The sequence below is a fragment of the Paenibacillus xylanexedens genome (assembly GCF_001908275.1).
Classification (GTDB): domain Bacteria; phylum Bacillota; class Bacilli; order Paenibacillales; family Paenibacillaceae; genus Paenibacillus; species Paenibacillus xylanexedens_A.
On record NZ_CP018620.1, the window covers coordinates 5,031,524 to 5,047,497 of the forward strand.

Consider the following 15,974-nt stretch of genomic DNA (forward strand, 5'->3'; position numbering starts at 1 on the left):
ACCAATGCCCCCCAACCTTGTGGCCATAACCTGACCATTGGTTGAGGGTTTATTTGTCATGCCAAAGCTTCTTCGATGGCAATCGTTATTGGATACGGACCAGACTCTTGATTAGAGATCACAACCAGTTGTAGATCATAGGCCGGGTACACGGAAGACATAAACGACACCCCTGGATCAAAGCCCATGACATGAAATTTGAAAATCTCTTCCCCCTTGCGGTCAATCCAGATCCCCTGCCCATAGTGCTCTTCATCCTCTTGATGAGCGTGTGGAGTTAATAACTGCCGTGTTGTCTCTTCATTCAACAATTCGTGACCCAGCAAAGCATCCCAAAATCGAATCATATCCGGTGCTGTAACATAGGCCCCGCCATCTGATCCACCTTTGACAGGAATAGAGAACGCATTGGTGTTCCAGGAGCCATCTTCATGATCGATATACCCTAAAGCTGTGTTACGCGGGAGCTGATCTGTTACGAAATAACCGGAGTTCTTCATGCCACAACTTTTGAAAATATGCTCTTCCACATAATCTGTAAACGACAGTCCTGAATGTTGTTCCACGATAAGCCCCAGCACAATGAAAGCCGCATTATTGTAATGAAAACGTTCACCCGGAGCAGACTTCATCGGCAGATGCTGAAACATGGGCAGAAAGTCACTTAATCTCCGCATCGCGTAGACGGGTCTGTCTTTCCATAATTCTGAAAAGTCATTCATCACTTCTTCATCGAAATAATCCGGAATGCCTGACGTGTGTGTTAACAACTGCTGAATGGTAACTCCTTCGTCCCATAGTGGAAACTCCACATCCAATACATCCGTAAGCTTGGAATCCGCAGACAACTTGCCCGCTTCAATTAGTTGGCATATACTCACTGCCGTGAAGATCTTACATCCAGATGCAATTCCAAAGCGTGTATCCACCTGATTGGCAAGTTCTTCACTGCGATTTGCTTAACCACGTTTCATATTCAAAAGGGTTTTCCCGGCTTGCTGGAGTAATACAACACCCGAAAAATTAACGCGTTCCATGACTTCTTCTACTTTTGTTGTCAGCTCTACTGCATTCAACATTTTGTTGTTCACCTACTTATCTATGTATTCATTACATTCTCATTCTTAATTCTTCGTCATATCCTGCATACCTGCCATATTTTCATAAAAAGAAGGATTACTCCCTTATAAAAGGAAATAACCCTTCTTCAGACAACGTAAGATTACGTTTGACAAAACATGCTCAAATGCTGTTCAATCACTTGTTCCACTCGTTTTACTGTAAGTCTATCTGGCTGTATGTCTCGAGGCAACATGAATTAGCGTAACGCTTGCAGGTCCGACTCGGGACTTCCTGCACTCTTCTTCGTTTCACGGGGAGCCCTCGTATTGATCAGATAATACAATGTGGCATAGATTGTAGTGATAAACGTGCCAAAAAACAGGCAAAACGCCAGAGACGGACGGCTTACACTTTCGTGCATCAGTTCAATCAGCGTCTCGCGATTCGTCAGTGCATCCCAGCTATTCAGTCGATATACACGTCCAAGCAAGACCCCATAACTTCCCAAAGCACAACCTGCCAGTACAAAGATCCAGGATGCCCAGCGTCCAATTCGGTGATAGATCACTTCCTGAAGCTGATACATCGACAGGAATCCAAGCAGGAGTCCAGTCCAGACAAACATTAATACAACACTTAAGTCGTACCAATACGTGAAGTCCACTCCGTTCCCACCATAATACCGGGAACTTCTCGCTGTAAGATGAATCAAATCCGTAACAATATAAGAAGAGTTCGGGAAAAATAACAACCACAGCAGCCCACTTGCGACTGCTAGCCATGCAGCACCTTTCCATTTCACATCACTTAGAAGATAGGATGCATAAGAGAACACAAAAGGAATCCAGCCCAAGAACAGATTCCAGATCAGGAAGCGGAAATAACGCTGATCCAGCCAATCTGCGGCTACATAGTACAAGCCAAGCGTTACTATAGTAACCACACTAAGGAAAATAAATATGCGAATATAATTCAGTTTTCTCAATGATTCTGACCTCACTTGATAAAATTCAATTAGTTTCGAAAATATCGGATGATTTCTTCCTTATTCTTTTCCACACGCAAATTCAATCCACGTTTATCCTTTAATCCATACTGCTGTAATTCATGCCCTGGATCAAGCACCAACGGTTTCGTCGCCACATCGACCAGCAAGTCCATCGTCAATTGATAGGTTTCCCGTAACTTGTCCATCGGCAGAGAGGATTCATACCGTTTGATCAGCTCAATCAGACGTTCAGCATACACGAGACGAACCATACTGTCCGCACTCTTCAATTGTCTTGAAGCAAATGCTGTAATGGCCTTAATTATACTTGGTTCTGTCCGATGTTTGGCAATCACCGCAAGTTCATCCACCGCATCCCAATTCATGATAGACAGCTCGGAACTTAATTGTTGAATCCGCTCCCCTATCCATTGTTCCTCTAACTCTTGGGGTACGTCCCATCGCTTATAGTCGGCATATACGCCTTCTCGATGCATCTGTATAGCGCTCCCATAATGTTTGACGAACCAATCCTTTGCTACACCCCAATCGGTCTCTTCCATCTTTAACCACCACCATACCTATTCCTATTTGTGCGTACGCTTTTATCCATACACATTACATAAATTTACTACTTTCCAAGCATACTAGAATCATACCATTTACCAAAGGAGAATCAAATTTACAATGAATCCAAATTCGATGCACCCTCAAAATTTAGTACAACCCACATTGAATGCTAATCCAAATGTCACCCCTAACATGAATCATGGTGGCCATGAGATGTTCGATGTGCATGAGATTCTGTCCTCCACCATTAACGTGCTGGATCAATACATGATCTTTCGTACATTTGTGCAGAGCCAGGAACTGATTGGCATTCTGGACCGGCAGTATAATTTCATATTATCCCAGTACAATCTGACAGCAGAGTGTTTTGCATCCGGACAGAAACCTCATCAAGAGACAGCAACCTATATGATCCCCAACATCGTACCACCGGTATATGGCCTTAAGCCCTCAGCACCGAAAAAGCCAAACCAGAGCTTGGCTGATGTAAAGGATGCCGGGATTAGCGCTCATATGTTGGGACTGATTAAGTCACATGCGAGTCTGCTCGGCATGTCTTGCAGCGAGATCACGAATGGAACGGTTCGCCGAGTCATCGCTTCTCAGATCCAGCATTTTATCGAGATGGCCTATGAAATTTTCATGTTCCAGAATAAAAACGCCTATTATCAAGTACCTCAACTCACTCCAAGTGATACACAACAGATGCTTCAGGCATACATTCCAGCAACCGGAGCACCTCAGATGCCTATTAACAATAAACCACTTCATTAATTAGAAAATAAAATCCGCTTCCCCAGAACAGTCTCTTTAACCCTTTCGGGTTTTAGGGGCTGTTCTTTCATTATTTGTAATCATTTTCCTACCGAAGACACTTGATTCGCTTACCAGAAACTGGTTTAATCAAAGACAAACCCGTACATATTCAACTTACGGATCATACATATAAAATAGGGTGAAATGCCGTTATACGAGAATTCAAATGGCTTTTTCTTCATTATGGGGAGGTATACAAATGAGATGGAAGCAACCTGCTAAACTTGGTTTACTGGCTATGGCTCTCGGCTGTACTGCCATTGGCGCAACAATCACACCTTCAACAACACTGGCTGCACCTGTTCCCGCTTCCAAAGCGGTGTATCATCAGTTCCAAACCTATCGAACAGAAGCAGTGAAGTCCACAGAAAGTCTGGTTAAAGCGCGTAAATACCTGATGAATCATATCGATAAAGTCGACCCTTGGCAGGCCACACTAATGACGCTGCAACTGGAGAACATGCAGAACGTGAAATTGGCTAATATGGACTACCAAATGTATACGGAACAATTTCAACAGGCCATATCTCAAGCCCATGAACAACTTGGTTACGAACAGAAGCTTACATATAGTCGTCTGCTCAAAGAAATTAAAGATCCGACAGCGAAGAAACTTCTGCAGGAAGCATCTGATCTCGGGTTCAAACTGGAAACCAGTGAAGGCTTGTATTACCCTATCATCAATTATGAGATATATCAAAAGTTCAAGCCTTTTGTTAAGGCTGATATTGCTGCGTACATTGATATTATGGCTACCGAGTCCAACCAAATGACAACTTCAGATGGTGGCATTATCATCTCTTGGAACGAATTAATCCAGCGTGCATTGGAGAAAGAAGCCTTTTTGAACAACTTCCCGAATTCCAATCGTACATCAGCAGTGAAGCAAGGGTTATTTGTGGATTATCTGTTTTACGGAAGTGACAACACGCCTGCTTATGATTGGTACACGGACGAAGAAATCCGCACCATGGCCCCTGAGGTGAAAAAGGCTTACGAGAAAGCTTTGGCTAAGCGGGAGCCCAATACGGAGAGTGTTCTTCTGGACACTATGGAAAAGATTTTACTGGTTCTCAATCAGAACAATGATGAGCTTACACCTGAAGTCAGAGCAATCATTGAACCTGTTCAACAACAATTTGACCGTGAATAATCGGATGCTGAATCGCAAAATGTGAAATGCCAAAAAAGCGGCAGTCCTCGAGACAGAGGGTGCCGCTTTTAAGTTTACCTTTAAAGTCCTTACATTTTGATCAAAGAGTTGAAGTGTCTATTGATGTAAGTTTGTTCGGATTAACGACGAGATACACGCCCTCAATCCTCTCTCCGGAAGCGTCCAACTCCAAACAGAGTACCTCGGACAACTGCCCTTCTTTCATCAACGCAAGTTGAAGTTCGCCATTGATCCACATGGGTACCCATTCCCTTTCACGCAATCGCGTAAGGACTCGCCGTGAGGTCAGGAGTGCAAGCACACCTTTGTGCACGTTCATTGTTCTCATAACCGTATGCACAACGCCACCGCCATCTGCTGTAAATACAGGCTGATCCGCCAGTAACTCAAGCATGGCAGAGACGTCATAACGAAGGAAAGCCGTTGTAAAACGGCTCAGCAATTCACCTTTGGCTATCATATCCGCATCACTCTGCTCGATCGGCGGAAGTCTTTCGGGCAAATTTCGTCTGGCGCGGCTAAAGATTTGACGGCAGTTACTCTCCGTTTTGCCCAGCCAATCCGCTATTTCGGAATAATCATATCGAAACGCTTCACGAAGGACAAAAACAGCCCGTTCCATGGGCGATAGACGCTCCAACATGACCAGATAGGCGTAGGATATCAGCTCTTTTTTCTCCATCGTTTCCTCTGGCATGTTCGCCTCTTCACTGTCACCCATCGGCTCTGGCAGCCACTCACCAACATAACTTTCCCGCTGATTACGGGCGGAATTTAGCAGATTCAAGCTTCGATTCACAACCAGTCTGGCGATGTAGGACTTGGGATTACGAATATCCTGAACAGACGTGCTCTGAATCCCAGCAAAACAATCCTGCACAATATCTTCAGCTTCTGCTACACTGCCCAGCATGCGGTAAGCTATTGAAAATGCATATTTTTTATAACGAATATACAACTCACCAACATCCAGAGAAGATACTTCTGGCTCATTGGCGTGGAAATTAGAATTCATAAGAAGCCTCCTCTGGCATGGTGCGTGTATTTTTAGTTAAAGCAACCCGGATACATCCCAGTTGTGATCGCAATCCGGTTCCAGTTATTAATCGTGTTAATGGCCAGGATCAGATCCACCAGTTCGGATTCACTGAATTGTTCACGAACCTTATCGTATAACGCAAGTGGTACACCGTGTTCCGAGATTCGGGTCACCGCTTCAGCCAGCTCCAGCATAACACGTTCTTGATCCGTGAAGAAAGGCACTTCACGCCATACACTCAGCAAAAGAATATGATCCGCGTAATCTCCCAGTTTCATCAGATCTTTGGCATGCATATCTAGACAAAAGGCGCAACCATTAATCTGGGACACTCGGATTTTTAACAGCTCATACAATACTTTATTTTCAAATTGCCCGGATATATATTGCTCCATTGCCATCATCGCTTTAAAAGCACCTGGACTCGCTACTCTGTAGTTCGTTCTTAAATTCATTTTTCATTCGCCTCCGTCATTTGGTTTACATACTGTAGACAAATGACCGCAGGGATCTGTGACATTCTTTGCGAAAATCTTTTTATGCCCACAAGGATGTCAGCTCAACTAACGAAATTCACACTGAGATTCTGATGGCAGGACAACCTCCAAGGAGTCAATAATCAGTAATGGAAAAACATACTGAAAGGTTGTTCTCTTTTTATACAATTAACATCTAACGTAAGAAAAATCTGCTTTTTTCCGTATCCATGTACGGTTTTTACTGAACTGTTTGTGATTTCAACCAAAAAAAAGTTACCTATCTTGATATTTTGACCAAAAGAGTAGTAACATACGGCTAATCAAGTTAACTTTTCTGACATTAAAAAGAGAATCGTTTATCCATATCAGCAAGGAGTGTTTCCTATGATAACTTCCAACGCAAACCATACAATGACTTCCGAATTACCTAGAGGGTGTACGTTCACCGCTGAAGACTGGCATGTATTATCCCAATATTGGTACCCGGTAGCCCAAGCAACCGAAGTAACAGACAAACCACTGGCTGCTCAATTACTCGATGTGAAGCTGGTTCTCTATCGCAGTAATGATCAGATTGTGGTAGCCAAGGATCTTTGTTTTCACCGCGGGGCTCCACTTAGTAAAGGCTGGGTAGAGAATGGCGAGATTGTCTGCCCTTATCACGGTTTCCGTTATAATTGTGAAGGAAAATGTACCGTAGTTCCTGCGCACCCAAGCTCCAAGATCTCGCCTAAGCTCAAACTTATCGTGTACCCGGCAGTTGAACGTTATGGCTTGATCTGGACCACTTTGGCGGGAACGGAAGAACAAATCCCCTCCTTCCCTGGATGGGATGATCCGGATTTTATCAATATTCTGCCACCCAACTTTGACATTGCTGGTTCCTCTGGACGACAAATGGAGGGATTCCTGGATGTATCCCATTTTGCCTATGTGCATACCGAAACGTTTGGTGACCGAAACAACACAGAAGTCCCCCAATACAAAGTGAAACGCGAAGGTAATGAGTTACTGGCGGAGTATTGGAGTACGGTAAGTAACTATGGCAAAGGGCAAGATCTTGTTGCACCTGAAGGTTTCCAATGGCTGCGCGAGTTTCGAGTGTTCCCACCTTTTGCGGCTTCTCTTACGGTACATTTCCCAGGAGACGACAAGCTGAATATTCTGAATTGTGCTTCGCCAATCTCTGCCCGTTATACACGTTTATTCTGTCCAATCACACGCAACTTTGACAAAGACGCTCCGATTGAAGACACAATCAAGTTCAACTTGCAGGTATTTGAAGAAGACCGCGAGATGGTCGAGTCACAGAAACCGGAGGATCTGCCCCTAGATCTGCATGCCGAGGCCCATATTCCCGCAGACCGTACTTCGATTGCTTATCGTCAATTATTAACGGAGCTTGGCTTGGGACGAAATTACACATCGTAAATTAAATCATATATAAGTTCAACTAATGAATATATTTACACTGGCACTCCGATGGCAGAATAACTCTACGATCGCTGTTATCCCCAGATTTTTTTATTCCATTTTTTCATAGGGAAAATCCGGTGATAGCGTATGCTTTCGATGTAGCTTTCTTTTAGAAAGCTTTTAGGCGAACGCTCCGCTTCTTCAAGTTATTTCTGCCCTCTCCGCTATCGTGTAAATGTTTAGTTGAACTTATGTAGGTGTTCTTCAATCTCAGGCAAGCTATCGATGATGGATGTCGCGCCTAAAAAGTCTTGAAGTACTATCCTGCGGTCTCTGGGGAATGGGTTGAAAATGTTCTTAGGAACTCAGGACATCTTATTTGGCCTCTAGGTCCTCATTTAAAATTGTAAGGAACCTCAGACTCGTTATTTCCCTAAATTCCCCGATAAAAACACTTCATACGGCTGTTTATTCTGATATAACACGTCTCAGATTCTTTAGATTTTTGGGCGCGCCTTAAATCCTTGATTAAGACGCCTACGATTCGTTAGCACTCCATGCTCCGGACACGTTCAGGTATGCATCGGCTTTCAGCAGGTTTGAAGACAACTTTAATCAACAAAAGAAGCGTTCCTTTGCGGACGCTTCTTTTGCTATACCTAATTTAACTGAAATACTTATGTGTATTAGATAAACCTCGCCTCATGACCGTCATCTGTCCTCTTGATTATTCGTATTCATAGGAAGCTCTCTATAATACGGACAGCCCGGCTCATGAATAATACGTGGATCAACCCAAGTGCCCCAGTACGGAAGACGGTTCACGTAAGGTTGCATGTTTGGTTGGTTGTTGGGCTGCATGTTTGGTTGTACATTGGGTTGTGTGTTGGGTTGCATGTTTGGTTGTACATTTGGTTGTACATTAGGCATTACGTAAGGCTGATGATTCATATTTGGAGCACCGTTAGAGGCAGGAGAAGTTGAAGGCTGGCAATCTGCCGGCGGGCCAATAATCACTGTTTTTTGAATGGGAGCAAGTGCTTCTTGAACTTTTTTCTCATCCAGACAGTACGTATAAGCCAAAAGTTTTGCAGGTGTAAGACGTAAGGTGTCTGAGCCAAATATCGCTTCAGGAACAGGAGCATCAAAGATTGCGAGTAAGTGCGTATGATCTGCAGTAGCCACTTCATAGTGCCACCAGCCTTGAGGAACGTTAGCCACCTGCCCCGGAGTAATCGGGAAATGAAGCAGCTCGTTGGTAAATGGATTAATGAGGGAAACAACTGCCGCACCGCTGATGCAGTATACCAACTCGGTTGCATTCGGATGTGTATGTGGTTCAACCACATTTCCTGTATTGAGGAAAATATCCAGTAAAGAAGTATTGCCTAGTGTGTTTAACTGTTTGATGGAAAGAGAGTTAATATAGTTGTTCTCATCCTTCTTGAATAACGGGTTATTGCTCAAATCGTAAGTAAATTCGGTGGTTGGTAAAGTGTAATCCATGTATGAGGTTGCCAAAATAAAACGCCTGCCCTTCGCTCTCGGTTTAGGTCATAACCTATATGCCAGCTTATGCCCAGCGCCCAGATACGTGAGCCCATTTCCGCCAAGTTCTCATCGCATAACAAATATCCCTGACTCGGACATCCCGAGAGCAGGGCTCATTGGCTATTAAAGTTCTGCTTCGTCAGGGATGTCCTCCCAACTAATCCCTAATGGAGTACTGTTCAAATTTACACTCTGAAGCCAATTTTTCGCTTGACCATGTCTGGCGTTCCATCAATTAAACCATTAGTTACACTCAAATAACGTAGTTTCTTCAACTTCTCCAGTTCAGACGGAAGCTCACGAATACCAGAGTACCCTATATCCAGAGATACGAGTTCACTTAATTCACCAATCTCAGCTGGAATATGTTTCAGACCAAGATCCGACTTCTCCTTTGGCTTCCACCCGGTAGGAACATGATAAGAACTGCCGCAATAAATTCTAAGCTCTCGAAGTTGTTTCAATTTTCCAATGTCTTGGTGAATACCTTCCAAATCCGCCGTCATGATCTCCAATTCTTCCAATGATGTCAGTTCGAAAAGGGCTGGAGGAAGCGTATAAACATCCTGCTCAAAAATCGTCAAACGTTTCAAGTGCTTTAATTCCCGAATTCGTTCCGGAATCTCTTTCAAGTAATGTGAACTAATATTCAGCACATCCGTCTGATGTCTAATCGCATCGTCCAGTAAGCAATGAATGTCTTGATGTCGATCTAATCTAAAAAATAACCCAGTGATTCGCTCCATTAGCTCAATTGCTTCTTCTTGTGTAATATGCATGCCATACATATTCTCATGAGCAACAGTGTAGAAGTAGTCACTTCCATCCTCGTTCAAAAAACAAAGATCATCTGGCATTGAGGGATATAACCAGTCATGAAAGCGGTTGGCTTCCTCCTTGAGGATCTGCCCTGATTCCGGCGTGCAACGATATATGTAATAAATCCCCTCTGAATACATGGCGCCACTTTTCATCATCATTTCTTCCATCGTACTGTTCTCAATCAAATACGGATCCAATCTCCGTAACACTGTAGTAACTCTTTCAGGTGTAGCTTCCTCAGCATACTTTCTATCAACCAGCATAAAACGATCTGCCTTCTCGATCAATTCGTCAATCAACAGTTCATAGGCAGTTCCTCTTGGATCAGTGTGAAAAGCTACGGCTACCATATGTTCCCCCTCATTACTCATTATTCATTATTCATTAATCTTCAATCTGCTGTATCATCTGAAACCACTGGGGCATAGGCTGATATCATCAATCCAGTTATTGGAGGCTTGTTACATGGCATACGGCCCTGGTTCAGTATCATCCCCGCAACCTGCGGGTTATCCTTACCCTTATTATCCGCCACCCCCACCGTATCCTTACCCTTATCCCTATCCATACCCGCCCATCGTTCCTGTTCCACTGCCATTTCCGATCGGTGGTCCTTGGTGGCATGGTGGATATCCCGGCGGTGGTTACCCCGGTGGACACCCTGGTCATTTCCCAGGAGGTGGCTATCCCGGCGGACCTCATGGAGGCGGGCCGGGTGGTCCCGGTGGACACGGAGGACCTCCAGGTGGAGGATTTCACGGACATCGTTTCTTCCAGTGGTAATCATTAGACTCATTCAAAGTACTTGTTCAGATAAAGGAGCTGCTTCGGCAGCTTCTTTATTATTGAAGGAATTGTCTAATCGTGCAGGATTTTAATAGGTAATCTCATCCATCATCTTCAGATTACGGTTCGACATGCTGAGGAGATCCGTGAAGGTAGGTGTAAGGTAATAAACAAAGTCCGGATCGTGCACGTACATAATAATCTGCCCATACGTGCCTTCCGCCGTTGGATCAAAATCGAGCATCAGATACAGTGAACCACCTGCAATTGTTGCAAAAGGAATCCATGGTTTATGGAAAAGGTATGGTTTGATCTCCGGGTCCAGCTGGCTGATCTCTTCGGCAGAATAATACTCTTCAAGCTTCTCATCCACTTCACAGAAGTATTGTTTGATCTCTCGAATCTCTTCCAATGACATCAGATAAAAGGGTGTACATCGGCCCTTCTCGGCATCACCCGGGTACAGCACATGCAACCCGTAACCACTGCCGTCTTTGCCTTGGTAAAAGGCACGAAAATCGCCAGGCAGCCGGACGCCATACTCCTTTTCAAATAGATCCAGACTTTCCTCGGATGCACCTTCCCGATGTTGATATTTTTCAAACAATTGTCGAATCTCTTGATCCTGAATTTTCTCACCCAGCAAGCGATTCAGCTCGTCCATTAGCACGTTTAATGACACATTCGGCTCCAATCTCACCACACCTCCCCTAACTCAGTTCTTCACTTCTTGTAGATATTGATGATATCCCCAAAACGCTTCTTCCTCACCGCCGCCTTCAATCAGAATAATGACTGCGTAAGATAACAAATTAAGCCATTGTTCCATCAATGCTACCTGTTCGTCGGAAATGAGGTTGTTGCTGCGAAGCATACCCTCAGGTTCAACGGCCCAGGCACGTGCCATATGAGTAATTCCCCATAGACCTGCCATGACTTCCCGATCCAATGAAGGCCGTGCAAGTTCTGGTGCCAGAACCCGCAGTATCTCCATCAACTCATGAAAATTCTCCTCAATTAAATGTCCACGAAAGGGTCGCAGACTGCCAATAAAACCGTTCTCCATCTTGGGATGACTCAGATCATCATAGGAAAAGGAATGACATTTTAATAACGTTACAGCCTCTTCACGTTCCATTCCTTCACCCCTTTGCAGGTTGTAATACGAACTTACCAGCGCAGAGGTTCTTCTCCACGCCACAACACATATCGCTCCAACTCCCGAAGAGTGCCTGTACCGATCCCGTACTCGTCCATTTCTTTGGAACGAAGATCAAGCACATGCAGCATGCCACCATATGTACCAACTGTCAGCTTGGACTGCTCTGGTGATACGGCGAGAGAATAGATCGTACTACCCACAAAATGGCGCCATACTTCCTCTCCCTTGTTATTCACACAATACAGATAACCATATGCATCTCCAAGCACCATGCCTGCCTCTATTTCCACCGCTGCATACACTCGTGCATTCTCATCCATCACTGGCCAATCTTCCTTCGTCTCGTTGCCTGCGATTGATTCCAGCGGGACCTGTATCGTGACCCCGTTATAGAAATGACATGCGTTAAACCAGACGGTCTGGTTATTACTGGTGAATGCTGCATAATGAGGGTAGCTCGATTCTGGATAGAGAGAGTATGTCTTGTTCAGCCGACGGTCCATCACCATATGATTGCTTCCTTGGCTGCCATAGGCAATCCATCTACCATCCCTTGATACAGCTGCATGTCCCATATCTATCTGTGTATCCTCTAGCTCATACTCTTCGATCTCTGCCAGATCGGGATGAAGCAAGGTCACCTGGGCTTGTGTGACGAGATATATCCCGTATCTTGAATGTATAAGTAATGCTCTGCCTTCATCCATAGGTATAAGTCCTTCAAGTGTCCGTTCGGGATGCTCACAGTCCGCAAGTGATTCAATCCGAGGTAATGCCGACTGTATCCGGGCTTGAATATCTTCCCATTGATATGTCGCTATCTCCTGTCCTTCCAACCTGCGATCTGGCTGACGAATAATACGAATCCCATCCCGTCCTGCAAGCGCAAAGTCAAGTCCATCCGATGAACAACCTGCAAAAGTATATGGAGAGATCAACTGCCATCCGTGCTGATCCATCGTATATATCTGACTATTCTCCGTGAAAATCCCCGTATGACATACAATCGTTTCCTCGTTCAGATAACCTACAACTTTGACCGCTTGCATGGAAGCCTGAAACGCCTCGTTCAATGGCCACGTCGCTGCGGGTAGCTCATGTCGAAGCACCTCCACATCACCGTGGAGATTGGCCTGTCTCACCATATGGAATACTTCAGTACTCATTCCGCTTCTGGAGTCTCCCTTCAGCTCGGATTCATCTGGTTGCTCTCCCTCCATGCCTTTCCGTACAAATGCATTGACATCCCTTGCATAACGCTTGCCTTCATTGCGCCATTGTTCCGAAATGTCTTCCTTTAACCAACTCATCTGTTCCCCTCCACTCTAACCCTATTCATATGCCGTGCAATGATGTGCCTGCAAGAACAAACTGATTTCGTTATCCGTCGCCTCCTCCGCACCATTCTTTTCTTCATAGAAAAGGGCAACTTCTCTCCCAGTTGCATAGTTAAATCGTAAATATCCTCCCATCGACACCATGAACATCTTGCACATGTACTCATTCTCCAACACAACATCCCACTTAAATTCTGTTTTGCATATATCGGCGAGTTCCTTCATGGAGCTTCCCTGTTCTGTTCCTGAAAAATGGTAAAACGTATGTTTCCGCAACTCATTCCACGGCTCAAAGAATAGTGGTGTTATCGGTTTATCCTGATGGTAATACCCACAATAGATCCGGTCCAGCGTTTCGCCAAATTCAGTCTCCGTGCATGTCCATAAGGTGATATTCTCATCATGACGCGGTAGCCACAACAGCCCCTCAACTTCCGGATGAACAGCAAGGAAATCTCCATCTACAGAACTGCCGATGGAGATGCACTGCTCAAGTTGCTGCTGACTTATAGGCGAATCATCCGTATGTATCCAAAAATCATATTCAACAAAAGGCTTCAGCACTTCCGGGTCCGGTCTCTGCACATTCATCCATCCCGTGTATGTACCTTCCCCATATTGTTCAATCCAGGTCCGGTATGACAAAGGTAGCGAGATGGCGTGCTGTTGTTCAAAGTGATCCAATTCCTCTGTTGGAACCGGCTTAAGTACACGGGATACAATATACATTAGTCGACATCTCCCATCTCAGTTTGGTTCATTCATTTTCAGGATCTAAGCCAATTCTTCCTGTACAATTTCAGTCCATACTCCTTTACGATTCAGAATGCGAATGGCAAAGGCATCGTATCCATCACGCTTGACCTGATCAAAATGCATGCGTTCTCCCGTAATCAGTTCATATGCACCATTTTCATCTACATCTTCGCCAAACTCTTCATCCCAAGGCACATTGTAGTAAGCCGTCAACTCTACCTCAAAGATATCCTCTCCTTCAACATCCAGGTAAGGACGAAGGGGTCTGTCATGTAGTGCTTCTTCCGAATAAGTCTCACATAACATGGCATCATATCCGTGCTTAGCGGCATCAATGATCAGGTAGCGTTCACCCGTGACGGTATGCTCCGCATATACAAGAAACGGTGTCGAATCATGCCAGGTAATCAGATCATCTTCCGTCAAGTCACCATAATAAAAAATATGGAATTTATCATGTCCGTCACTCGATTGAAGTTTGCCTTTCCACTCCACTTCATCGGACTTTATGTCCTCTTCCTTCCTAATTAATCCTTCCAGATAAGAAGGTCCGTGCTGTACACCATACGCATTCATCATCTCGCCTCCGATTTGTTCATTCGAATAGTAACCACTTTGTGTTCCTCATCCACCGTCAGTTTCACATCAATGTTAAGCTTGGCGCGAAATAACGCCGTAATATTGATATACGGATCGCGGGCAGCTTCGCTACTACCGCCACTATTACGGCTCATTCCCTGATGAATGATGGACTTCACCAGTTCGTTATCCGCTTTGCCGGTATTATCGTAGGTGTAGATCACCTGCCCATCCTGATCATACAGATTTAATACCGTTGTGAAATCATTGGCGTTCTCATACTGTCTCTCGGTCTGCACATAATTATGGTCCATATGTTGATAGTTTACAGTACCAGCCAGATACGGATTGTCCCCACCCGGCTTCACTTCATACTCCTGATAGGCCAGATTAAACAGGTATTCGATATGACTCATGTCGATCCGGTAATAAAACTGACGGTTATCCTCTTCTTTATCCATCGCTGCATAACTGTTAATAAGCAGCCCGGCTCCGTAGGACTTGCCATTAACATCAACGGCGAGAGCATAGTCAGATAAGACTGTCTGTTTTTGAAATATGCCATAAGTCTGTAAAATAAAATAAGCCGGAATCATCAACATACCCAGAATGATTGCAAAAATACTAAGTTTAACTCGTAGTTTCATGTCTTCTCTCCCTTGCAGCTTTAGTGCTTCATCTTCGCTTTCAGTCTCTTCCAATCTTATGCTGAAGCTTCGACAGTGTACGCACAACCATATCCCTGTTCTTCGCATCCTTAATATAATCCGGAATACTATGTGAAGCTGTTCTTAAAGGCATATTTCCAGGGTTTCTCACGCAGATCTGCGGAAACATAAGCGATGAGATAATTCAGATGCTCCTGATTAACAGAACCACAATGCGGACATTCCACATGCGTTGATCGGTGAGACGCCTTCTTCTCGTCTATGACTTCCACGTTAAACCAACGTTCATATATAGCACAGTTCCCCTTGGCGTTATATTGATACACTAGTTCTTCAAAAGCTTGAGCGTAACATTCGAAACACTTCCATCCCATTTGACCATTCCGTTGATCAATCGAAGCGTGCCCACCGCATTTGGGACATTTCACATCAATCCGCTTTCCCCGTCGAAGAACCGAATAGAAACTATACTTATACGCACCTTCATCTTCGAAACGTTTCATCCTGTATCCACCCTTCTTCTGAAACTATGACACACACCGCGTCAGAATACTCAACATTTACCAATCCATCTCTCTAAAATTATATGAAACTCCGTTCCTCAGCACAAGAATAGAAGGAACAATGTTGGAAATACCTCTAATACGACATACCCAAGTGTATGCCTCATCACACCCGTACCTGCTTCTATACCTTAATCTATTACTAGGAAGTGTCTCAAAACTCGCTGAAGGGCATCTTTTACCGCCTTTTCGCCCCATGCTGCGTC

Annotated in this window: 18 protein-coding genes; 4 read left to right on the plus strand and 14 right to left on the minus strand. The window is 44.5% G+C overall.

The features are described from left to right. Positions 1 to 56 precede the first annotated feature (56 nt). The 3 genes from BS614_RS21895 to BS614_RS21905 all read right to left on the minus strand — a co-directional run bounded on the left by BS614_RS21895 (position 57) and on the right by BS614_RS21905 (position 2,613). Positions 57 to 929: a serine hydrolase domain-containing protein gene (locus BS614_RS21895; RefSeq protein WP_244898178.1), complete on the minus strand. Its 873-nt coding sequence runs from the start codon at positions 927 to 929 to the stop codon at positions 57 to 59. Positions 930 to 1,318: 389 nt separating this feature from the next. Further along, a complete protein-coding gene (locus tag BS614_RS21900) occupies positions 1,319 to 2,047 on the minus strand; it encodes a DUF1361 domain-containing protein (protein WP_074095562.1) in 729 nt (242 codons plus the stop codon). Positions 2,048 to 2,076: 29 nt separating this feature from the next. Next, positions 2,077 to 2,613 (minus strand): hypothetical protein, encoded by a 537-nt coding sequence (locus tag BS614_RS21905; RefSeq protein WP_074095563.1) that lies wholly within the window; start codon positions 2,611 to 2,613, stop codon positions 2,077 to 2,079. A gap of 139 nt (positions 2,614 to 2,752) precedes the next feature. Between BS614_RS21905 and BS614_RS21910 the strand changes: the two genes are divergently transcribed. Next, complete coding sequence (locus tag BS614_RS21910) at positions 2,753 to 3,394, plus strand: spore coat protein (protein ID WP_074096949.1); 642 nt, start codon at positions 2,753 to 2,755, stop codon at positions 3,392 to 3,394. A 241-nt stretch (positions 3,395 to 3,635) separates the two neighbouring features. After that, positions 3,636 to 4,589, plus strand: a complete 954-nt coding sequence (locus BS614_RS21915; RefSeq protein ID WP_074095564.1) for a hypothetical protein — start codon at positions 3,636 to 3,638, stop codon at positions 4,587 to 4,589. 100 nt (positions 4,590 to 4,689) lie between these two features. Here the strand turns inward: BS614_RS21915 and BS614_RS21920 are convergent, their stop codons facing one another. Continuing rightward, positions 4,690 to 5,625, minus strand: coding sequence for a sigma-70 family RNA polymerase sigma factor (locus tag BS614_RS21920; RefSeq protein WP_074095565.1), 936 nt, complete (start codon positions 5,623 to 5,625; stop codon positions 4,690 to 4,692). Positions 5,626 to 5,657: 32 nt separating this feature from the next. Beyond that, the gene (locus tag BS614_RS21925) at positions 5,658 to 6,104 is read right to left on the minus strand and encodes a carboxymuconolactone decarboxylase family protein (protein ID WP_074095566.1); all 447 of its coding nucleotides are present in this window, start codon (positions 6,102 to 6,104) and stop codon (positions 5,658 to 5,660) included. A gap of 408 nt (positions 6,105 to 6,512) precedes the next feature. On the opposite strand from BS614_RS21925, the gene BS614_RS21930 reads away from it, so the two are divergent. Further along, positions 6,513 to 7,559, plus strand: coding sequence for an aromatic ring-hydroxylating oxygenase subunit alpha (locus tag BS614_RS21930; protein WP_084174677.1), 1,047 nt, complete (start codon positions 6,513 to 6,515; stop codon positions 7,557 to 7,559). 696 nt (positions 7,560 to 8,255) lie between these two features. Here BS614_RS21930 and BS614_RS21935 read toward each other — a convergent pair. Together BS614_RS21935 and BS614_RS21940 are read right to left on the minus strand one after the other, a co-directional pair. Then, positions 8,256 to 9,065: a cupin domain-containing protein gene (locus BS614_RS21935; RefSeq protein ID WP_074095567.1), complete on the minus strand. Its 810-nt coding sequence runs from the start codon at positions 9,063 to 9,065 to the stop codon at positions 8,256 to 8,258. A 215-nt stretch (positions 9,066 to 9,280) separates the two neighbouring features. After that, positions 9,281 to 10,267 carry a leucine-rich repeat domain-containing protein gene (locus BS614_RS21940; protein WP_074095568.1) on the minus strand — a complete coding sequence of 329 codons (987 nt, stop codon included), beginning with the start codon at positions 10,265 to 10,267 and terminating at the stop codon, positions 9,281 to 9,283. A 115-nt stretch (positions 10,268 to 10,382) separates the two neighbouring features. On the opposite strand from BS614_RS21940, the gene BS614_RS21945 reads away from it, so the two are divergent. Then, positions 10,383 to 10,700, plus strand: a complete 318-nt coding sequence (locus tag BS614_RS21945) for a hypothetical protein (protein WP_074095569.1) — start codon at positions 10,383 to 10,385, stop codon at positions 10,698 to 10,700. A 91-nt stretch (positions 10,701 to 10,791) separates the two neighbouring features. Here BS614_RS21945 and BS614_RS21950 read toward each other — a convergent pair whose 3' ends face one another. The 7 genes from BS614_RS21950 to BS614_RS21980 form a co-directional block, all read right to left on the minus strand. Continuing rightward, positions 10,792 to 11,397, minus strand: coding sequence for an SMI1/KNR4 family protein (locus tag BS614_RS21950; RefSeq protein ID WP_244898179.1), 606 nt, complete (start codon positions 11,395 to 11,397; stop codon positions 10,792 to 10,794). A gap of 21 nt (positions 11,398 to 11,418) precedes the next feature. After that, complete coding sequence (locus tag BS614_RS21955; RefSeq protein ID WP_425320260.1) at positions 11,419 to 11,904, minus strand: hypothetical protein; 486 nt, start codon at positions 11,902 to 11,904, stop codon at positions 11,419 to 11,421. Continuing rightward, complete coding sequence (locus BS614_RS21960) at positions 11,874 to 13,175, minus strand: hypothetical protein (protein WP_074095571.1); 1,302 nt, start codon at positions 13,173 to 13,175, stop codon at positions 11,874 to 11,876. The genes BS614_RS21955 and BS614_RS21960 overlap by 31 nt, the downstream gene beginning before the upstream one ends. Before the next feature lie 21 nt (positions 13,176 to 13,196). Beyond that, positions 13,197 to 13,931: an SMI1/KNR4 family protein gene (locus tag BS614_RS21965; RefSeq protein ID WP_074095572.1), complete on the minus strand. Its 735-nt coding sequence runs from the start codon at positions 13,929 to 13,931 to the stop codon at positions 13,197 to 13,199. Positions 13,932 to 13,976: 45 nt separating this feature from the next. Beyond that, complete coding sequence (locus tag BS614_RS21970; RefSeq protein WP_074095573.1) at positions 13,977 to 14,537, minus strand: hypothetical protein; 561 nt, start codon at positions 14,535 to 14,537, stop codon at positions 13,977 to 13,979. Next, positions 14,534 to 15,184: a hypothetical protein gene (locus BS614_RS21975; RefSeq protein WP_074095574.1), complete on the minus strand. Its 651-nt coding sequence runs from the start codon at positions 15,182 to 15,184 to the stop codon at positions 14,534 to 14,536. The genes BS614_RS21970 and BS614_RS21975 overlap by 4 nt, the downstream gene beginning before the upstream one ends. A gap of 128 nt (positions 15,185 to 15,312) precedes the next feature. Beyond that, on the minus strand, positions 15,313 to 15,708 hold the full coding sequence (locus BS614_RS21980; RefSeq protein ID WP_244898180.1) for a hypothetical protein: 396 nt from the start codon (positions 15,706 to 15,708) through the stop codon (positions 15,313 to 15,315). Positions 15,709 to 15,974 lie beyond the last annotated feature (266 nt).